This window comes from Altererythrobacter rubellus (genome assembly GCF_030284385.1).
Taxonomy (GTDB): domain Bacteria; phylum Pseudomonadota; class Alphaproteobacteria; order Sphingomonadales; family Sphingomonadaceae; genus Erythrobacter; species Erythrobacter rubellus.
On the sequence record NZ_CP127221.1, the window covers coordinates 906332 to 927101 of the forward strand.

Consider the following 20770-nt stretch of genomic DNA (forward strand, 5'->3'; position numbering starts at 1 on the left):
TTGGAGCGAGGAATCCAAGCGCAAATGCATCCGGTGCGGATTTGGCGCGCTATTGATGTTGCCATGTGCCTTGCTTGGCGATAGAGGGCTTTCCCTCGTGCAGGGGCGTAGCTCAGTTGGTAGAGCATCGGTCTCCAAAACCGAGGGCCACGGGTTCGAATCCTGTCGCCCCTGCCATTTTTTCTCTTTTGTGGACCTGCACGCCTTCCGGCGTACGAAATTCTAGCTCACGCGATCTGAAGATCGCGTCGCTGCGGGCGGGTAGTCGCCCTTTGGGTCGCTTCGCGAAAAACTCTAATCAAAGCAAAAGGCCGGCCCATCGCTGGGCCGGCCTTTATGGTTTCCGGTTTGGAGAGCCTAATATTCTTCAGGCTCTTCCGGCGTTTAGGCATGGAAATCTGTGCCGGCGGTCTTATCACCCTGTGCCAGCTTGAAGACCACGCCTGATAGCAGCGCGAGAGCGAGCAAGTTCGGCAGAGCCATCGCCGCGTTGGAGATGTCGCCCAAGCGCCAGACAAGCGTCAGATCCTGCGTCGAACCCACATAGATCACCACGCACCACAGCACCCGCCAGATGATGTGCAGGATCTTCTCACCACCGCGGGTCGATCCCGGGACACGGTCATAAATGAAGGTGATCGCACGCTCGCCGTAGTAACTCCAGGTCAGCAAAGTCGTGAACACGAACAGGATCAGTGCGGTTGATGCGATCAGCGTTCCGATCGGAATGCTGAAAATCTCGACCGGGAATGCCGCTGCAAACGCGCCGCTCGTCATCGCAAAACCTTGTAAGTCCGAATTCCACGCATGGGCAACCGCTTCGCCATTGCCGGTGAAGTCACCCTGCACAGTCAGGATCACCAGAGCCGTCATGGTGCAGATCACGATCGTATCGATAAACGTGCCCAGCATAGCCATGCGGCCCTGTTGCTGCGGATCATTGGTTTGCGCGACTGCGTGCGCGATTGGTGTCGAACCTTGACCTGCCTCGTTCGAGAACAGTCCGCGTGCCACACCGGCCCGGATTGCCAGCGCAATCGCTGCACCGACAAAGCCGCCGGTCGCTGCTTGCGGATTGAACGCCCCGTGGAAGATCAGGCCGAAAGTGGCCGGAATATCTGACGCGTTCAGGATCAGCGCGATCACCGCCATCACAATATACGCACCAGCCATGAACGGGATCACTTTCTCCGCCACATTGCCGATCGACTTGATGCCGCCGATAATCACGACAAAGACGGCAATCGCGACGATCAGACCGCCTAGCCATTCTTCGATGCCGAACAGCTCGTTGAGACCGTCAGCGACCGCGTTTGCCTGAATCGAATTGCCCGTCACCATCGCACTGAACAGCGTGCCGAGGCAGAACAGGATCGCGAGCCACGTCCATTTCGGCCCCAAGCCCATCATGATATAGCTCATCGGGCCGCCGCGTTTCACACCATCCGACGTGGTTTCACGATAGCGAATGGCCAGCGAACCCTCTGCAAAGGCGAGCGCCATGCCAACCAGTGCCGTCACCCACATCCAGAAGATCGCGCCGGGTCCGCCCAGAGCAATCGCAGTGGCAACACCGGCCAGGTTGCCTGTGCCCACTTGGCCGGAAAGCGCGGTCGAAAGCGCTGCGAACGGTGAAATTTCACCATCACCTTCGCCTTTACGGCCAGCAAACAAGCCCTTGAAAGCGCTGCCTAACTGGCGGATCGGATAGAATTTCAGTCCGATCATGATGTACAGGCCAATGCCCAGCAAGATGATTGTCATCGGCGGGATTGGTTGTCCGCCAACGGATAGCCATGGAACCAGCTCTCCGTTCCATGTCCCGCCCCAGATGAAATCGGAAACGTTGGTCACGCGGTCGATCATGCTGACCCCCGCTGTATCTGCTACTGCCATTTGTGGCTTCCCCAAAAGCAACCCGTAAAGAAGCGCTGCACGCTAGAGTGCTGTCCAGCACTTCACAAGTCGCAATGCTGCCTTTCTTGTGCTTGCAATTGCTCCGTCCCCCGCCTATCTGCATCCCCGTCTTCCGACATTGGAATCAGTTCTTAGCCCCTCCCGGACCTTGTTCGGGGCGGCGAGAAACCCTACCTGAAACCCGCTAGCGGAAGTGCAACGATTTGTTTCGAGGATGAAGGCTGACATCATGGCCGAAGAGAAAAAGAGCAAGACATCACCGGCTGAATTTGTGAACCAGGTTCGCAGCGAAACTAGCAAGGTAGTGTGGCCGACCCGTGAGGAGACGATCCGCACGGCGATTTTCGTGTTCATTATGATGGTGATTTTGTCGCTGTTTTTCCTCGGTGTCGACACGGTTTTCAACGCAGTCGTGCAATGGCTGCTCTCGCTCGCTTAAGTTTGAAGGACTGACTCACCGATGGCCCGCTGGTATATCATTCACGCCTATTCCGGTTTCGAGAACAAGGTTCGCGACGCGATTCTGCATGAAGCAGAGCGTCTCGGCTTGGCCGAAGCGGTTGAGGACGTCCAGGTTCCGACTGAAACGGTGACAGAGGTCAAGCGGGGCAAGAAAGTACAGGTCGAACGCAAGTTCATGCCTGGATACGTTCTTGCGAAGCTGAAGATGACCGATGATGTCTATCACCTGGTCAAGAACACGCCCAAGGTAACCGGCTTCCTGGGTTCGGGTGCAAAGCCGCAGCCGATCAGCGAGAAAGAGGCTGCGCGTTACTTCGGCGGCGTCGAAGAAGCGAAAGCTGCTCCGAAACAACAGATCAGCGTCGATTATGAGATTGGCGATCAGGTCAAAGTGCTCGACGGTCCGTTTGCAAGCTTCAACGGCACAGTCGAGGAACTCGATTTCGACAAGCAGAAGGTCAAGGTTTCGGTTTCGATCTTTGGTCGCGCAACCCCGGTTGAGCTGGAGTTCGAACAGGTCGAACTGGTCAAGTAACCTCGACAGTTATCGATAATCTAGAAGGGCGCCCGCTGCGGCGCCCTTTTTCATGTCAGCGTTTCGTGTGATCCGCGTCGGTTAGATTGTGTCCGCAATCGACCCAATTGCGGACGATCCGCCCCGCTTTCCTACTCGCTGAAAAACTGTGTTAAGATCGGCCATGAAAATCGCAGAATCCCAGTTGCAAATCGTTCTTGACAAGGCGCCTTTCCCCACGCGGAATTTCTGCCCCAGTACAGTGTTCCATGTGTTCCATCCTGTAGGGATTGAAGGTGCGATATTGCTTGCAAATCGCCGCGAAATCGCTAACTGCGCGCCTTCCCGAAGGGGATTCGTGTGGGAGGCGAGGAAACTCGCTGTTTGACCACTTAACATGAAGATGCGTTCGCGGGATCTCCGCTGCTTGCATCTGACAGTGTGAAAGGAGGCCACAAGTGGCCAAGAAGATTGAAGGCTATATCAAGCTGCAAGTGCCCGCGGGCATTGCAAACCCGTCACCCCCGATCGGCCCGGCACTGGGTCAGCGCGGCGTGAACATCATGGAATTCTGCAAGGCGTTCAACGCCGCGACGGACAGCCTCGAAAAAGGCGCGCCGATCCCAACGACGATCACCGTTTATGCAGACCGTTCGTTCAGCTTCGTTACCAAGACACCGCCGGCATCTTTCCTGCTCAAGAAAGCAGCGAAGATCAAATCGGGTTCGGGCGAGCCAAACAAGAACAAGGTTGGCAAGATCACCCGTTCGCAACTGAAGGAAATCGCTGAAGTCAAAATGGCCGACCTCAACGCGAATGACATCGACCAGGCAATCAAGATCATCGAAGGCTCTGCTCATTCGATGGGCCTCGACGTGGTGGAGGGCTAAGAACATGGCAAAGCTGACAAAGAAGCAAAAGACGTTCGCTACGCTCGATAGCGAGAAGCTGTACACCTTTGACGAAGCAATCAAGACGCTGCGTGAGCACAAGGCGAAGTTCGACGAAACCGTTGAAGTTGCGATGAACCTGGGCGTTGACCCGCGTCACGCTGACCAGATGGTTCGCGGCATGGTGTCACTGCCATCGGGCACAGGCAAGGACGTGAAGGTCGCTGTTTTCGCCAAGGGTGAGAATGCGGACAAGGCAATGGCTGCTGGCGCTGACAAGGTTGGCGCAGAAGACCTGATGGAAGACATGCAGGCCGGCAACCTTGATTATGACCGCGTGATTGCGTCACCTGACATGATGGGCGTTGTGGGCCGCTTGGGCAAGGTTCTGGGTCCAAAGGGCCTGATGCCAAACCCGAAGCTGGGCACGGTTACACCGAACGTCGAGCAGGCCGTTAAGGACGCCAAGGGCGGCCAGGTCGAGTTTCGTGTTGAGAAGATGGGTATCATTCATTCGGGCATCGGCAAGCTGTCTTTCAAGGATGAAGACCTCAAAGCCAACTTCGAAGCTCTGACACAGGCTGTGGTCAAGGCAAAGCCGTCGGGCTCGAAGGGCAAATACGTCCGGAAGATCTCGCTGACCTCGACTATGGGCCCAGGCCTGAAGATCGACGCAGCAGAGGTTGAGGGCGCCTGATCTGGCTGGCCATTGGCTAATGTGATCAGGAATGGTCCGTATCAAGTCTTTCTTACAGCGATGTGGGTTATGTAGGGGCCGGAGGAGTAATCCTTCGGCCCCTTCTCGTTCTTTCCTTGTTTCTCGCAGCAACCCCTAATCCAGCACCAATAATCCAGATGCGCCTGGTCGCTTCGGCGCGAACCGCCAATGATCGGTTCCTGACCCCCGCCATCGCGCGCGTCACCAATAACTCTGATTAACGCTCATGCACCCATTTGGCGCACAGGCACTTTCAGGGCTGAAAGCCATGCTAACCGAGACAGCGGGCTAGGCTCGAGAATCCGTTACTTGTCGCGCGGCCTGCGCGGGGCAAGATGCCAGAATTTCTCGATGTAGAGATATGTCAATGAAGCGGTCCAGCCAACCATGACAAGGCCATTCAAGGCTTCGATCCCGCTGATAATCCTCAGCGCGCCAGTGGGATAAAGATCGCCAATCCCAAGCGTGGTATAGCTGGTTATGGAGAAATAGAACGCGTCATCGAAACCGTGTCCCGGGGGGCGTCAATAGATCCGAACCCGCCAATCTCCTCAAGACCGATGAACGCAAGTGCATAGAGCATAACCTGCGCGATGTGGGACAGAAGGGCTGCAGTCAGCATCAACACCAGCCGCATTTGCGGTGTAATCTTGAGATGGGTCAGCCGCGAGGATGTGAAACGGAGCGTTTCATAATGTATCAGTATCGTTGCTGCGACGAGCACGAATGAAATCAGGGCGGTTTGCAACGTCTGGTCTCCGGCAAGCATGGTGCGACCCAGGCTCCAGTTGTCTAAGCGGCATGTACGAAGCTAGCAAGCAAGGCGTTGCCAAAGCAGCGCATCTTGTTCAGGAACTGACCGGGCATGACAACGAACTCCACTTCAGAGCCGGACCTAAAGTGGCAATTCTGGATCGACAGAGGCGGGACGTTCACTGATGTGATTGCGCGCGCGCCAGATGGCGCATTGCATACGCGCAAACTCCTCTCCGAAAATCCGGAGAATCACGAGGATGCTGCACTGCATGCCGTTCGTGAGTTTCTAGGGCTGGATGCAGATGCCGAGATTCCTCTTGGGCAGGTTCAGGCGATCAAAATGGGGACGACCGTCGCCACCAACGCCCTGCTTGAGCGCAAAGGCGAGCGCACACTGCTCGCGATCACGCGCGGCCTGGGTGACGCGATAGAGATTGGGTACCAAGCGCGACCCGACACTTTTGCGCTCAATATTGTGAAGCCGGCGCCTCTATACTCGGCATCGCTAGAAATAGACGAGCGCATTCTGGCGGACGGAACTGTCGAGATGCCGCTGGATCGGGCGCAGGCAACTGCAGTCTTGCAGACCGCCTTTGACGATGGCTATCGCGCCATCGCTATCGCGCTGATGCATGGGTGCAAATATACGCAGCACGAGCAAGCGCTGGCGCAGATCGCGCATGACATCGGCTTCACTCAAGTGTCTGTCAGCCATCAGGTAAGCCCGCTGACCAAGATCGTGTCGCGCGGCGAGACGACGATCGTCGATGCGTATCTCACGCCGATCCTGAGACGCTACGTTGACCGTGTTTCTGCGGCCTTTGGCGATTCTCCCGCGCCTGGTCAGCTGTCCTTTATGCAGTCCTCAGGCGGCCTCACCGATGCTGCGCAGTTCCGTGGGCGCGATGCAATACTATCCGGGCCTGCCGGCGGCATCGTAGGATGCGTCGAAACTGCGCGACTGGCCGGCTTTGACAAGGTCATCGGGTTTGACATGGGTGGGACCTCGACCGACGTTTCGCATTACGCCGGTGAGTTCGAAAAGGTCTACGAAACCGAAGTCGCTGGTGTGCGGATGCGCGTCCCGATGCTGCATATTCACACGGTGGCAGCAGGCGGCGGCTCGATTGTGTCCTACCAAGACGGTCGGATGCGTGTCGGGCCGGAGTCCGCGGGCGCCAATCCCGGACCGCGCTGTTATCGGCGTGGCGGCCCTCTGACTGTAACGGACATAAATGCCTGCCTCGGCAAGCTGCAGCCGGATTTGTTTCCGGCGATCTTCGGGCCTGTACAGGATGAGCCGCTCGATACGCGGGCTTCGCATGCGGGCTTTGCGGAAATCGCGGAGGAAATTGGCGACGGGCGCAGCGCGGAAGATGTTGCCGAAGGCTTTCTAGGGATCGCGGTTGAGCACATGGCGCAAGCGATCAAGAAGATCTCGATTTCGCGCGGCTATGATGTGTCCAATTACGTGCTTAACTGCTTCGGCGGCGCCGGCGGCCAACACGCTTGCCTTGTCGCCGAGCGGCTGGGCATCAAAACGATAATGCTGCACCCGATGGCGGGTGTCCTATCAGCATTGGGGATGGGTCTGGCGAAGACACAGTGCGAGACGCAGCGCGTGATCGATACGGCGCTTAGTGGAGATGCGATCAATGCACTGCGTTCTCCAACTGCCGAATTAGAGGCGGCGAACGTCGCCAGTTTCGCCTTGCAAGGTGTAGCAGCGAGCGCGGTTAGCCATACTGCATCGGCTCTGCTCCGCTATCGCGGAACTGAGACAGCGATCAGTGTGCCTGTGGTTGACCTGGGGCAAATGGCCCGTGAGTTTGAAAGTGCACATAATCGCCAGTTCGGCTTCGTCGCGCCTGACAAAGAGCTATTGCTCGACACCCTGGTAGTTGTGTCTGAATGTGGCGGGGAAGCCTATACCGAACGGCAGGCACAGCGACCCCTGCCAGAACCGCTCACCCCAATCTCACAACGCGAAATCTTCGCTGGCGGCGAATGGCATTCGGCTTCTGTCTATCAGGCAAGCCAGCTTGATTTTGGTCACGAGCTTTTCGGCCCTGCCATCATCATCAGCGACACCGATACGATCATTGTCGAGCGCGGCTGGCGTGCCTTGGTCAATAGCTTTGGGCATTTAATCCTGACACAGGTCGGTGTCCCACAGGACAAGTTGCCGGACACTACTCAACCGGACCCGGTCATACTTGAGATCTTCAATAGCCAATTCATGTCGATTGCCGAGCAGATGGGGATCGTGCTGCGCAACACCTCCCAGTCGGTGAACGTAAAGGAGCGGCTCGATTTTTCCTGCGCGATCTTTGACCCATCAGGCAATCTGGTCGCCAATGCGCCGCATGTGCCGGTCCATCTGGGATCGATGGATGCGAGTGTCAAAGTGATCATCGAATCCGGTGGGGAGATCAATGCCGGTGATGTCTTTGTCTCCAACAATCCATATAATGGCGGCTCTCACCTCCCTGATATAACTGTGATTTCTCCGGTTTTTGACGAAGCGGGTGAGGAGATTATGTTCTTCGTTGCGAGCCGCGCGCATCACGAGGATATCGGCGGGATTTCACCCGGATCCATGTCCCCCTTTGCAACCACAATCCATGAAGAGGGTGTGTTGCTCAACAATCTCAAGCTGGTCGAGCGCGGCGAGTTCATGACCAAGCGGATTGAACAGGCGCTGACCGAGTGCGAATTTCCCGCTCGTAATCCGTCTCAGAATATCGCTGATCTAATGGCTCAGGTTGCCGCGAATGCTGCCGGCGCTGCCGAGCTTCGCAAACTGGTCGCAAATTATGGCCGCCGCATTGTCCACGCATATATGGGACACATTCAGGACGCCGCCGAAGATGCAGTTCGCAGGGTTATACGCGAGCTGGATGATGGCGGTTTTCGGCTTGAGCTCGATTGCGGCGCGGTGATCGAAGTTACGATTTCAGCCGACAAGGAAGCGGGCAGCGCGCGCATCGATTTCAGCGGTACGAGCGCACAAATGCCAAATGCCTTCAACGCACCGCCAGCGATCACCCGCGCCGCGGTACTCTATGTCTTCCGCTGCCTGGTCGATAGCGAGATCCCCCTCAATGCAGGTTGCATGAAGCCCCTGGAAATCGAGGTGCCGGAAGGGTCATTGCTGAATCCGCATTTTCCGGCAGCAGTAGTGGCAGGAAATGTCGAGACGAGCCAGGCGGTCACCGATGCCCTGTTCGGGGCACTTGGGCGACTTGGGTCCAGCCAGGGTACGATGAACAATCTCACCTTCGGCAATGCGCGTTATCAATATTACGAGACGATTTGTTCGGGCGCGCCTGCCGGGCCGGGTTTCGATGGCGCGTCGGCGGTCCACACGCATATGACCAATACGCGCATGACCGATCCTGAAATCCTGGAGCATCGATATCCGGTGATACTGGATGAATTCCGCATTGATCGCGGCTCAGGTGGCAAGGGAACGTGGAATGCCGGAGACGGGATCACCCGCCGGATCCGCTTTCGTGAAGCCATGCAATGCTCGATCCTATCCGAACATCGGAAAGTCGCGCCTGCTGGCGTGTTGGGCGGCGAGGTGGGTCGCCTGGGCCGGAACTGGATCGAGCGCGGTGATGGACGCAAGGATGACCTCGGTGGGTGCGGACGGGCCGAAGTCGAAGAGGGCGATTGCATTGTTATCCGGTCGCCAACCGGGGGCGGGTTTGGCGACCCGCACGATCGCGAGCCAGAGGGAAGCATATGATTGGTAAGCTGCGAGAAATCGGGCAAAATTTGGGCCCGGGCGCGATAGTCACTGCGGCCTTTATCGGCCCGGGGACCGTTACCACGTCGACGCTTGCGGGTGCGAACTTTGGTTATGTGCTGCTCTGGGCACTGCTGTTTGCGACGTTTGCCACGATCATTCTGCAGGAAATGGCTGCAAGGCTTGGTGTGGTGACGCGCAAAGGGCTTGGCGATGCACTGGCAGAGCTATTCCATGCGTCCGTTTGGCGGTGGCCATTGATCGTACTGGTCGGCGCGGCGCTCTATATGGGCAATGCCGCATATGAAGGTGGCAATCTGGCTGGTGCTGCGCTGGGCCTCTCCGCCATTGTCGGGGAGAGTGCATGGGCATTTCGCGGTTCGATTGGCGCCATTTCGCTGCTGGCGGCAGCGCTGCTTGCATCGGGCAATTATCGCCATATCGAACGTGTGCTGATAGCGCTTGTGATGGTCATGGCGCTTGCTTTCGTGGCGACATTTCTGATCGTGCAACCAGACTTGGGCGCGATGCTTCGCGGCACGTTCTTGCCGACTATTCCAGACGGCGCATTGATGACCGTCGTTGCGCTGATCGGCACAACTGTGGTCCCTTACAACCTGTTTCTCCACGCGAGTGCTGTGCGAAACCGGTTCAGCGGGCCGGAAGATCTACCGGCCGCACGCACGGACACGGTCGTGACTATCGGGATCGGTGGTTTGATAGCCATGCTGGTTGTCGCGACTGCATCTGCCAGCCTGTTTGCAGCCGGAATTGCTGTTACCAGCGCGGCTGACATGGCAGCGCAGTTTGAACCCTTGTTCGGTTCGAACGCGAAATATCTGATGGGGGTGGGGCTGTTCGCAGCCGGGTTGACCAGCGCGATCACAGCGCCGCTGGCGACGGGTTATGCGATGTCCGAAATTCTTGGCGTCAGCGAAGAGACGAAGCCGAATGTCATGCGCTGGGTGGCGCTAAGTGTGATCCTGATCGGAGCGGCACTTTCGCTGACTGGTATTCGTCCAGTGACCATTATTCTCTCCGCGCAATTCGCCAATGGCATCTTGCTGCCGGTCATCGCGGGCTTCCTGCTTTACGCCATGAATCAGGAAAAACTGCTGGGTAAGCACGTAAACAAGATAGCAGCCAATGTAGCGGGCGTGGCTGTTTTGGTGATCGCGGCGGGGCTTGGTGCGCGCTCGGTGCTAGGCGCGCTGGGGGCGATTTAAGCGCCGCGAATGGTATCATTCAGCGTTGCTTGCGGATGTGAAGCCAACAGCTTGGCCAACCAATTGTCCAGCGCATCGTTTTCAACGCAAGCGACGATGCACCCGCCAAATCCGCCGCCTGTTAGCCGTGCTCCAAGCGCGCCAAACTCCTGTGCATCGCTGACCAAGGCGTCAATCTCCGGCAACGACATATCGAAATCGTCGCGCATCGATATGTGGCTCTCGTTCATCGCTTGACCCAGCGCGGCAATGTTATCGGCCTTGAGCGCTTGTATCGCTGCCAGCACGCGGCGATGCTCGGTTGCGCAATGGAGCGCGCGTTTCCGCGGGATTTCAGCGAGCGAGGACTGCGTCACCTTCTCGGGGTCGAGCAGGCAAAGATCCTCGGTCCCGAAAAAGGCCTTGGCCTCGTCGCATTCCTGCTTGCGCTCGGCATAGCGACCTTCGGTCAGCTTGCGGAACACACCGGAATGAATGACCGCGATCTTGTGGGTCTTCGGCAGAGCCAACAGTTCGTATTCAAGAGTCTTCGTATCAAGCGCCATTGCAGTGCCGGGCGTCGCGAGTGCGACCGCCATCTGGTCCATGATACCGCAAGGCACACCCATATATTCGTTCTCGACCCGGCGTGCGGCGATAGCGATCTCAGCGTCCGACTGCGCTCCATCGCCAGCTTCTCGCGCGGCTTTCAGTATCGCGACGATCAGCGCGGCGGAGGAAGATAAGCCTGAGCCTGCCGGTATTGTCGAAGTGATTGAAACATCTGCGCCCTGCGCGATGAGCCCCATGTTACGGGCTTCCCGTAGCGCGCCGACGACTGGATCAGACCATTCTCCGCTCGCGCTATCTGAAAGATCACGCACTGCTTTGTCATAGCTGATAGACCGCGCGATGACCTGATCATCGCTGCTTGCTCTAAGTGTCAGTTCAAGCCCAACCGACAGTGCCGCGGGAAGCACCATTCCGCCATTGTAATCGGTATGCTCGCCAATCAGATTGACGCGACCTGGAACCCGAATATGGACTTCAGACATCGCGCAGCGCCTTCGCTGCATCCTCGGGCATCACATCCACAGTAAACACGCCGGTATGCTGCTCGACCGAAGCGAGATATTTGATCCTGCCTGGCGCGCGCAGTAGCGGATAGAACTGCACGGTGAAGTGATAACCAGCCGAACCGCCTGCCGGCGCGGCGTGGAATGCAATCATCGTCGCTGCAGGTCCTTCGAACAGCGCATCATAGCGGCGGGTAACTTCGCCCAGCATATGCGCCAGCGCATCCAATTCCTCGTCAGAGCAATCCCACGGCCCCTCGCGGCGGACGCGCGGAGCAAGCCAGACTTCATGGGGGAACCGGGCATAGCGCGGCACGAGAGCGGCGATCCCGCCTTGCTCTTCAATTCCGTATTCGGGCATGGCCGTCGAGATCTCGCTCTCCAGATCATAGCCCCCCGCAAAGGCATCCGCCGCGCGTTGCTGCACCATTGGCACTCGTTCAAATCCGTAGATCTGCCCATGCGGGTGATGCAGCGTCACGCCCACCTCGTCGCCGCGATTCTCGAACGGCAAAACATACTTGCACCCGCTCGCAAACAAGCTTTCATATCGATCGAGGAGCGCCGCCAGGAATACGCGCCGTCGGTCCTGACCAATCGTTGAAAGGCTCCCTTCAGCTTCCGGCCCATAAACGACGACTTCGCATTTGCCGCGTGCCGGCTCAGTCGCGATCCCTTCGAGCGAAGCGGCTTCGTTGGCCCGCGGATGGAAGGCGGCAAACTTGTTGTCGAACACCGCCAGCTCGAAATCTGCGAAGGGAATCTCGGTCGCAGGTCCGCCCGGTCTGCTTGGCGCGAGCGGATCGTCAGCTGCGGACGGTTTGAACGTACGGTTCTGCCGATGTGCTGCGTAAACGTTCCATTCGTCGCGCAGTGGATGGTGGCGAATTTCGCCGCCATGCGGCAGGTCCTCGGCAGCTTCAGGTATGGGCTCGAGTCCATGCGGCGCATGCCCATAAAGACGCAGCATCCGCCCGTCCGCCTTGATGTGTTCGCGGCAGTAAACCGGTTCGCCGCCGACGCTTCGCGCAAGCTCAAATGGCCTGCTCATGCTGGCACCACGGCATTTGAGAACCATACTGCAACCCGCTCTTGCGCAGCCTTATCCAGATGCAGGCCCAGCTTGCTGCGCCGCCACAGCGCGTCTTCGGCATCGCGTGCGAATTCATTCTCGACAAGATAGCGTAGCTCTGCCTCATAAAGATCGCCGCCCATATGCATGCCAAGATCTTCGAGCCCCTTGGCCTTCCCGAGTATCGCATCGATGTTGGTGCCATAGGCTCGGCAAAGCCGCCGTACGCCCTCGGGGCCAAACCATGGATACTTGGCCATGCTTTCGGCAAAGAAAGTATCGAAACGTGCGGGATCGATATCTCCGCCGGGCAAAGCGGTGCTGCCGGTCCAGCTTTCACCTTCGGCCAACCCCAGCTTTTGCAACGCATGCTCGGCCAGCTTGCGATAGGTGGTGATCTTGCCCCCGAAGATCGACAGGATCGGCGCGCCGCCACTCTCATCCAGATCGAACACGTAATCGCGCGTTACCGTGGAGTTGTCGGATTGGTGATCATCATAAAGCGGGCGAACACCGGCATAATCCCATACCGCATCGTCAGGGGTCACATCATGCCGCAGATATTCGTTAATCGCATCGCAGATGTAGTTCTTCTCTTCGCCGGAAATAGCAACAGTGTTGGGGTCATCCTTGAACAGCACGTCGGTTGTGCCAACCAAGGTGAACTCGCGCTCATAGGGGATCGCAAACACGATACGATTGTCGCGGTTCTGGAAGATATAGGCGTGCCTGCCTTCGTATAGTTTGGGGAACACCAGATGGCTTCCCTTCACCAGCCGCAGATTGGTGTGATTGCGGCCCGGCTGCGCGGTGTCGAGCACATCGTCGACCCAGGGGCCGGCCGCGTTGATCACGATCTTGGCGGACACGGTTTCTTCGCCTTGCTGGCCGCGCAACTTCGCGTTCCAAACATCGTAGCCGCGCCCCAACTCCACGCATTCGGTACGGGTTCGGATGTCCGCACCGCGCTCTTTTGCGTCCTGGCAATTGAGCGCAACCAACCGCGCGTCTTCCACCCAGCAGTCCGAATATTCCCACCCGCGAGAGAGGCGGTCCTCTAGGATCTCGCCATGCGGATGATCGCGTAGATTGACCGATCTGGTGGGTGGAAGCAGTTTTCGACCGCCAAGATTGTCATACAGGAACAGACCCAGGCGGAGCAGCCACTTGGGCCGTAGCCCCTTGTCATGCGGCAGAACGAAGCGCAGCGGCCAGATTATATGCGGCGCAATCCTGAGCAAACGCTCCCGCTCTATCAAGCTTTCGCGCACCAGCCTGAACTCGAAATGCTCCAGGTAACGCAACCCGCCATGAACCAACTTTGTAGACGCGCTGGACGTGTGCGAACCCAGGTCATCCTTTTCTACCAGCAGTACCTTCAGCCCGCGCCCGGCGGCATCGCGAGCGATCCCCGCGCCATTGATCCCGCCGCCAATGATCAACAAATCATAGGTGTTGTCGTCGCTCAAGTCTCTGCTTCCAAGTGGTAAATCATGCAGGTGTCTGGATGAGTTTGCGGAAGCTGAAGTCCGTAGCCCATCAATGCCGATCCGGCAAAGCTACCTGCGCCCTGCGCCACAAATTCGGGCCACAAGAGTGCAACCTGATATCGCTTCGCTGGATCAAGGCCAACGAAATTGAGCCGCGGCGGATGCGGGGCAGGGTGCTGATCGAGAACGGCCAGCTGGGCGATCGCGCTGTGTCCGTCGGCCGAAACGACAGCAATCCCCGCAATATGATCGCTAGTCTCCAGCCGGTGGTAATTGCCTTCATGGATCAGATCGCGATGCTGTTTATGCAGCGCGATGGCACGCTTCAGAACCTCGCGATCGGCCTCGCTTTCCCTGGCGAGATCGAGCTCCATACCCATGTGCCCGAACATGGCTGTGCCCGCGCGGAAATGCATATCGAACCGCCGCCCGGTAATGTGGCATTTCTTTGGTCCCACATGATTGCCCAGCACGCCAAGTGGCAGAAAGTATGCCGCGCCGCGCATGATCGAATGGCGCGCACGGGCGTCGTTATTGTCGCTCGTCCACACACGCCCTGTTCGCTCAACCATATTGTAATCAGCCCGCGCGCCTCCGCTTGAGCAGGTCTCGATGGCGAGTTCAGGACATGCGCCGCGAATTCGGTTGATCAGTGTCGACACCGCTGCGGTCTGCGCATGCATCACCGGGCGACCATCCGCACCACCGGGGTGCTGGATATCGCGGTTCATGTCCCATTTGATATAGGCAATGTCGAGCTCTTGCACGAGCGTGGTTATCCGCTCGAACAGGTAATCGCTGACCTCTGGCCGGGTCAGGTCAAGCGGCAGCTGATGGCGAGAGACGATGGGCTCGGCATCTTCGACCTGCAGTACCCAATCGGGATGCGCACGGTAGAGATCGCTGTCGGGATTGACCATTTCCGGTTCGAACCATAGGCCGAATTCCATGCCGAGCGAACGGACGTGATCGGCCAGAGGTCTTAACCCATCGGGATGGACATCCCTGGAGACGTACCAGTCACCCAGTCCGGCACGGTCATTGCGCCGCGCGCCGAACCAGCCATCGTCGAGCACGAAGCGCTCTGCGCCCACTTCGGCGGCTTGCTCTGCCAATGAGAACAGCTTCTCCGGCGAATGATCGAAATACACCGCTTCCCATGTGTTGAAATGGACCGGGCGCGACTTTGGGCCTTTGACGAGGTCATCGCGCACGAAGCTGTGCAGCTTGCGGGTGACATCGCCATAACCTGCGTCCGACCAGGCCGCGAAGATTGGCGCGCAGATGTGCTGCTCGCCTGCTTTCAGTGTAATCTCGCCCGGTAGCAGCAGGTCGCCCGCCTGCAGTGACACGGTATCATCGGCCAGTCGGTCAACACGCATACGGTGGTTGCCGCTGGCAGCCAGATGCACAGCGCATGCAAGACCGTGGGTTTCGCTTGTGTGCGCAGTGCCAAGGTAAAATCCCGGATAGCTGTCATGGCTGGTTCGTCCGGCGCGGTTTTCCCGCACAAAAGATCCGCGCACCAGATTGTGTTGTTCGGTTTGGAATTCGCGGGCCCATTTGCCGGTAAAGCTGGTGACGCGAGTGAGACGCGGATCGAGCGGCAGGCATATCGCGCTGAGCCACTCGAGCGAGATCGGCGTATCGCCGTTATTGCTGAGAATTGTTGCAAACTGCGCTCCGCCGCTGTCACCGACCAGATTGATCAAGTGGTGCAGCGCTACTCCGCTCGACCGGTCGATTGCAGTAATGCAGCAATACCCTATTCCGTCGGTTTGAACATCTGTCACTCGCGGATCGGGCGCCCAATGCTTTCCCGCCAAATGCGCGAGCAGGCCCGGAGGCGAAGGATGCCCGGTGCCGATGCAATTAAGCCAGGAGGGTGCAATGGGCTGCTGCGGTCCGCCCGGCGCATGCTGACGCTTTGCCAAGTCTTCCAGCTCTTCCGGAGTGGCATCGGGCAAGTCTGGTCCAGCATACAGGATACGCGGGCGTTCACCTGTTCGCGCATCGACAGCGATCATCGTTCCGCTTGCGCGAAGAACAATGAAACCTGTGCCCGAATCTACTGTCATGCTCTCACTATCCGATACCTTTTCGCTGATGGCTCTATCGGATTTCGATTGAGGCCGCTATCGCGCGAGAAGAGGGAAGGGGAGAAAAATCAATGGCCAATCCGATCCAGGTCGCGGTATTCCTTGGCATCACAGCTCTAATTGCCTTTGCTACATTCGTTCATTGCAGGGGCAAACGCGGCACCGGCACCGGTGATGAACGTGATTACTTCCTCGCGAATGGCGGGTTGGCCTGGTACTTCGTTGCTGGTTCTATCACGCTGACGAACCTGTCTACGGATCAGCTTGTCAGCATGAATGGCAATCAGATGTTGTTGATCGTCTGGTGGGAATTGGCCGCAGTCGTCGGCCTGTTCATTCTCGCCTTCGTATTCCTGCCAGTTTACTACAAAAACAACTGCACGACGACGACCGAGCTGCTGCAGAAGAAATATGGCGACAAGCACATTCGCGCGCTGATCAGTCTGCTGTTCCTTGCCGGCAATCTTTTCATATTCTTGCCTGCCATACTCTATGGCGGCTCGCGATTTTTCCTTTCGCTGTTGGGCTATGATGGCGGAATAGAGAACATCATGCTGGTCTCGGTGGTTCTCGCGATAGTAGGCGCAGCCTATGCGGTCTTCGGCGGATTGCGCGCTGTCGCGGTCTCAGACACTTATTCAGGGGTTCTGATACTTAGCTTGGCGTTGGTTGTGGTCTATCTCGCTCTTCAAGCGATCAATTTCGATTTCAGCGGCATTCCGGCTGATCGTTTGACGCTGATCGGAGATAGCGATTCCGATATACCCTGGACCACGTTGCTGACAGGCATGATCTTCATCCAGACATTTTACTGGTCAACGAACCAGACGATCACTCAGCGCGCGATGGCTTCACCGACCGTGAAGGAAGCCCAGAAGGGCGTGCTCGCGGCGGCTGCTATCCGACTGCTGATCGTTCCATTGATTGTGGTCGTACCAGGTATCGTGGCTTACAAGCTGTTCGGCGATGTGCCGTCCGATGGGGCGTACGGCATGATAGTCGCGGAAGTTCTCCCGACATGGCTGTCTGGCGCGTTTGCTGCGGCTTTGTTTGCAGCCGCACTCACCACATTCAATTCGATCCTGAACGCTTCTGCCGCGCTATATGTCTGCGATATGCATGAAGCCTATATCGACAAGCCGAGGAAAGTCGGCCGTCTGGGTGCGATTGTCTCGATCATCATGAGCCTGCTCGCGCTGACACTGGTGCCGTTCTTCGCCAGCCAGGAGAGCCTGATCAACACTGTACAGCAGCTCTACGGCCTGCTTTCCATGCCGATACTTTCGGCCTTCATTGTGGGGCTGCTTTTTACCAATGTGCAAGCTGCTGCGGCCATGATAGGCGTGGTGTCAGGCGTGGTCTTCTACGGCTTCTGGAGCATGGTCTGGGAACCAGCGCACTACATCCACGGCATGGCGGTGACCCTGCTGTTATCGGTGTTCGTGTCGCTGTTAGTGAACCGGGTACTGTTCGGACAAAGCGCTCAGCCGGTTTGGTCCTCCGCCAAGGCCTGAGTTACTGCGCTTGCAGATAAGCGATCAGGTCAGCCCTTTTTTGCCCGTCTTTCAGTCCGGCATAAGCCATGCGCGTGCCAGGAATGACGCGGCGTGGGTCTTCCAGATATTGAAACATTTTTTCGGGAGTCCATACGATCCCGCTGTTTGCATTGGCTTCGGTATAGCTGAAGCCATCAACGGTGCCTGCTGTGCGACCAATTATACCAGCAAGTGAGGGGCCAACCCGGTTCACACCTTCATCGACTACGTGACAGGCTTTGCATTGGAGAAACGCATTCTCACCATTCGCCGCGTCGCCCGTGAAATCAGCCAAAGTTGTGCCATCGAATGTTGCAACATCATCTGCCGCCGGAACAGACGGCGCGGCTTCTTCTACTGTCGCATCCGTGGTGGTTTGGGTTGGGGCTTCGATTTCAGCTGATTGCGCTGATCCGTCATCACCAGCTTCGCCACCACAAGCGGCAAGAAGAAGCGCGGACGCGCTAACAGCAAGACCCTGGTAAAAATTCTTCATCAAGAATGCCCTTGGACAAATTTGCCGACCATGCTCCCGACGTAGCGCGCGATCTTGGTATAGCTCAATCGAGCCGATGGGAAGGATATTTCCCGAACTCGATATTCGGCGCTTGCCGGCAGGGCGGCACAACCCTTGAAGATAGGCTGAAACCTCGCGGAGGTCGCAAATCGATCCGATTGCTATGCGGTTTCCTTTGGGTAATTCTTTCCAAAGATGACCTTGGGAAAGCCGCATACCGCTCGTGATGCTTCCATGCCAGACATGGTCGCAGCTTCCACGCAGCGGTAATTGAGCCCGGTATAGGTCCAGTCTCCGGCGCAAAAGAGATTGTCATAGCCGGTATCGCTCGCTCTGATCCGGCGATGGCGAGCGCCGATGAACCGAAGGTGCTAGATGCCACCCGGCGTAAAATCGAAGCCTTCTTCGCCCAGCGCTTCGCAAAGCGTGTCGACCGCGCTTCTCAGATTATCTTCGCTCGTCGAACGAACAACGAAATTCGCGCCCACTCGGCCTTCGCGGAAGAACGGGTAGCTGCCGATCTGGCAATTCTGATGGGCTTTCTCGACCTCGCGCAGCACATCGGCCACTTCGCTTTCAGCTGTCCAGCATCCCACTGTTTCAGTCAGAAGCGGTGCGCCACCTTCCAGCGTGCCGGTTAAAGCGTCCAACATGCCCGCCGTGATATGCGGGACGCCCGCCATCAGATGGACTTTGCCATACTTGATGCCGGGGGCGCCGGACATGCGATTCGGGATAAGCTCTGCCCCTTCCGGTACACGCGCCATGCGCAGTCGGGCTTCAGTCAGCTCCATATCCCGGCTGCTATAATAATTCTCAAGCATCTCGCGTGCTTCAGGGTGAACAATGACATTGACGCCCAGCGCTTGCGCCACGGCATCAACTGTAATGTCATCATGCGTGGGCCCGATGCCGCCAGTCGTGAAGAGGTAATCATAGCCTTCACGCAATGCGTTCACGGCTTCGACGATGCGTTCCATAACGTCTGGCACGACGCGAACCTCGGACAGTCGAATGCCTTGCACTTGCAGCCAGCTTGCAACCTGGGCGATGTTCTTGTCATGCGTGCGACCGGACAGGATTTCGTCGCCAATCACGACCAGTCCTGCGGTCCAAATCTTTTCCGATGCGGTCATGGCCTAAGCGTTAGTCAACTGCGCCACACGAGGGAAGAGCGTTTATTCCGCTGCTTCCAATTGTTCATCGGGTGATTGTGCATTCGCGCCTGCTTTTGTGAATGTCAGCACGCCATCCAGGATATCACCCTTACGCATGACCTTGCGATCGTAGAGATATTCCTGATTGAGCCGCCACGGATACGCAGTGGCACTTTTCGGCATGATATGCTTCCCGCGCTGAATATAACCGGAAGAAAAATCGAACAAATCGTCTTCTTCCAGCTGTGCTTCGGCTTCAGGCGTCAACACTGGCGTTGCCAGATCGCTGCCGTTGGCCTCCATCTGGTTCAAAACTCGGCAGACAAATTCGGAATTGATATCTGCCCGCAGAGTCCAGCTGGCATTCAAATATCCGAACACCACGGCAAGGTTAGGCAGGTTGGAGAACATCACGCCTTTATAGTAAAAGCGTTCATCGAACTTGACCGGTTCTCCAGCCATCCGAAGATCAATCTTGCCTGCAATTGCCAAGCTAAGGCCGGTGGCGGTTACAATAATATTCGCTTCGAGCAACTCGCCTGATTTCAAGCGGACACCACCAGCTTCGAACTTGTCGATATGGCCAGTGACGACAGACGCCTTCTTCGCTTTGATCGATTCAAACAGATCGTCATCAGGGACCAGGCAAAGCCGCTGTTCCCACGGATTATAGGGCGGGGTGAAATCCTTCAGATCGAAGTCGTTACCCATTGTCTTCGAGATGCGCTTATGCAGCGCGTCCTTCACCTTTTGCGGCTTGTCGCGCGCAGTCTTGAAGGTGAAATCCTGCATCCGGATATTCTTGAACCGCGTGATCGCATAAGCGACCTTTTCAGGCAGGATTTTGCGCAGGAAGTTAGCGATTGCGTCTCTCGCGGGGCGCGAGAACATCCATGTTGGCGTACGCTGAAGCATCGTCACATGCGCCGCTTTCTCCGCCATAGAAGGAACGATGGTCACTGCCGTCGCACCCGATCCCACAACGACAACTTTCTTACCGGTATAGTCCAGATCTTCGGGCCAGAATTGCGGGTGGATGACTTGTCCTTCGAACTCGCTGAAATCGAAGCCGGCATCATAGGGGTCGTCGTAATCGTAGTAACCAGAGCCGAGATATAGGAAGTTGGCTGTGAGTAATTTGCGCTCACCGTCTTCCAGTTCCACAGTCACATGCCAGCGCGCTTCATCAGGACGGAAATCAGCCAAGACCACCTTGTGCCCGAAGCGGATGTGATCGCGAATGCCGCGCTCGTCTGCAATGCGGTTGAGATAGTCCAGGATCGCAGGGCCATCTGCGATGGATTTCTCATGCTTCCATGGTTCAAAAACAAAGCCCAGCGTGTGCATGTCGCTGTCAGAACGAATGCCGGGATATTTAAACAGATCCCATGTGCCGCCGATATCGGCGCGCCGCTCAACAATGCCGTAGCTTCGGTTCGGACACATCATTTCAAGATGCGCGGCCATCCCGATGCCGGAAATACCGGCGCCGACGATCAGAACGTCAAAATCAGGCGGTGTTGCGAGCATCGATTTCTCTCCCTTGCTTACACAGATGTAAGCACATCCTGAAGCATCATGCGATCGCAAATGGCATTTTGCAACTGA

General features: G+C 57.2%; 17 protein-coding genes and 1 tRNA gene. 8 read left to right on the top strand and 10 right to left on the bottom strand.

All coding sequences use genetic code 11. The features are described 5' to 3' along the window. Positions 1-101 precede the first annotated feature (101 nt). A tRNA-Trp gene (locus tag QQX03_RS04565) sits at positions 102-177 on the top strand. Between the two features lie 207 nt (positions 178-384). Here the strand turns inward: QQX03_RS04565 and QQX03_RS04570 are convergent. Further along, positions 385-1896, bottom strand: coding sequence for an alanine/glycine:cation symporter family protein (locus QQX03_RS04570; protein WP_285976688.1), 1512 nt, complete (start codon positions 1894-1896; stop codon positions 385-387). Positions 1897-2146: 250 nt separating this feature from the next. Here QQX03_RS04570 and secE point away from each other — a divergent pair, with 250 nt between their 5' ends. The 4 genes from secE to rplA all read left to right on the top strand — a co-directional run bounded on the left by secE (position 2147) and on the right by rplA (position 4480). Continuing rightward, positions 2147-2356 (top strand): preprotein translocase subunit SecE, encoded by a 210-nt coding sequence (gene secE, locus QQX03_RS04575; protein ID WP_285976689.1) that lies wholly within the window; start codon positions 2147-2149, stop codon positions 2354-2356. A 21-nt stretch (positions 2357-2377) separates the two neighbouring features. After that, positions 2378-2914 carry a transcription termination/antitermination protein NusG gene (nusG, locus tag QQX03_RS04580; protein ID WP_285976690.1) on the top strand — a complete coding sequence of 179 codons (537 nt, stop codon included), beginning with the start codon at positions 2378-2380 and terminating at the stop codon, positions 2912-2914. A 437-nt stretch (positions 2915-3351) separates the two neighbouring features. Continuing rightward, on the top strand, positions 3352-3783 hold the full coding sequence (gene rplK, locus QQX03_RS04585; protein ID WP_285976691.1) for a 50S ribosomal protein L11: 432 nt from the start codon (positions 3352-3354) through the stop codon (positions 3781-3783). Positions 3784-3787: 4 nt separating this feature from the next. Continuing rightward, positions 3788-4480 carry a 50S ribosomal protein L1 gene (rplA, locus tag QQX03_RS04590; RefSeq protein ID WP_285976692.1) on the top strand — a complete coding sequence of 231 codons (693 nt, stop codon included), beginning with the start codon at positions 3788-3790 and terminating at the stop codon, positions 4478-4480. Between the two features lie 326 nt (positions 4481-4806). Here the strand turns inward: rplA and QQX03_RS04595 are convergent, their stop codons facing one another. Next, positions 4807-4983, bottom strand: coding sequence for an ion channel (locus QQX03_RS04595; RefSeq protein WP_349665860.1), 177 nt, complete (start codon positions 4981-4983; stop codon positions 4807-4809). Next, on the bottom strand, positions 4980-5270 hold the full coding sequence (locus tag QQX03_RS04600; protein WP_285976693.1) for a hypothetical protein: 291 nt from the start codon (positions 5268-5270) through the stop codon (positions 4980-4982). The genes QQX03_RS04595 and QQX03_RS04600 overlap by 4 nt, the downstream gene beginning before the upstream one ends. Positions 5271-5366: 96 nt before the next feature. On the opposite strand from QQX03_RS04600, the gene QQX03_RS04605 reads away from it, so the two are divergent. Together QQX03_RS04605 and QQX03_RS04610 are read left to right on the top strand one after the other, a co-directional pair. Continuing rightward, positions 5367-9011: a hydantoinase B/oxoprolinase family protein gene (locus tag QQX03_RS04605; protein WP_285976694.1), complete on the top strand. Its 3645-nt coding sequence runs from the start codon at positions 5367-5369 to the stop codon at positions 9009-9011. Continuing rightward, the gene (locus QQX03_RS04610) at positions 9008-10237 is read left to right on the top strand and encodes an Nramp family divalent metal transporter (RefSeq protein ID WP_285976695.1); all 1230 of its coding nucleotides are present in this window, start codon (positions 9008-9010) and stop codon (positions 10235-10237) included. Before QQX03_RS04605 ends, QQX03_RS04610 begins: the two co-directional genes overlap by 4 nt. Here QQX03_RS04610 and galK read toward each other — a convergent pair. Genes galK through QQX03_RS04630 form a run of 4 tightly spaced genes read right to left on the bottom strand, consistent with a single transcriptional unit; the run spans position 10234 to position 15932 of the window. Further along, entirely contained in the window at positions 10234-11271 is a 1038-nt protein-coding gene (galK, locus tag QQX03_RS04615; RefSeq protein ID WP_285976696.1) for a galactokinase, read from the bottom strand. The two genes, QQX03_RS04610 and galK, sit on opposite strands and share 4 nt — an antisense overlap. After that, complete coding sequence (locus tag QQX03_RS04620) at positions 11264-12343, bottom strand: galactose-1-phosphate uridylyltransferase (protein ID WP_285976697.1); 1080 nt, start codon at positions 12341-12343, stop codon at positions 11264-11266. Before QQX03_RS04620 ends, galK begins: the two co-directional genes overlap by 8 nt. Continuing rightward, positions 12340-13833, bottom strand: coding sequence for a glycerol-3-phosphate dehydrogenase (gene glpD / locus QQX03_RS04625; RefSeq protein ID WP_285976698.1), 1494 nt, complete (start codon positions 13831-13833; stop codon positions 12340-12342). The genes QQX03_RS04620 and glpD overlap by 4 nt, the downstream gene beginning before the upstream one ends. After that, positions 13830-15932 carry an alpha-galactosidase gene (locus QQX03_RS04630; RefSeq protein ID WP_285976699.1) on the bottom strand — a complete coding sequence of 701 codons (2103 nt, stop codon included), beginning with the start codon at positions 15930-15932 and terminating at the stop codon, positions 13830-13832. The genes glpD and QQX03_RS04630 overlap by 4 nt, the downstream gene beginning before the upstream one ends. Before the next feature lie 92 nt (positions 15933-16024). Here QQX03_RS04630 and QQX03_RS04635 point away from each other — a divergent pair, with 92 nt between their 5' ends. After that, a complete protein-coding gene (locus QQX03_RS04635) occupies positions 16025-17467 on the top strand; it encodes an SLC5 family protein (RefSeq protein ID WP_285976700.1) in 1443 nt (480 codons plus the stop codon). A 1-nt stretch (position 17468) separates the two neighbouring features. On the opposite strand, the gene QQX03_RS04640 is transcribed toward QQX03_RS04635, so the two are convergent. From QQX03_RS04640 to QQX03_RS04650, 3 genes are all read right to left on the bottom strand, one after another. After that, entirely contained in the window at positions 17469-17984 is a 516-nt protein-coding gene (locus tag QQX03_RS04640; protein WP_285976701.1) for a c-type cytochrome, read from the bottom strand. Between the two features lie 392 nt (positions 17985-18376). After that, positions 18377-19141 (bottom strand): competence/damage-inducible protein A, encoded by a 765-nt coding sequence (locus QQX03_RS04645; RefSeq protein WP_285976702.1) that lies wholly within the window; start codon positions 19139-19141, stop codon positions 18377-18379. Between the two features lie 42 nt (positions 19142-19183). Next, the gene (locus QQX03_RS04650) at positions 19184-20692 is read right to left on the bottom strand and encodes a flavin-containing monooxygenase (RefSeq protein ID WP_285976703.1); all 1509 of its coding nucleotides are present in this window, start codon (positions 20690-20692) and stop codon (positions 19184-19186) included. Positions 20693-20770: the final 78 nt, after the last annotated feature.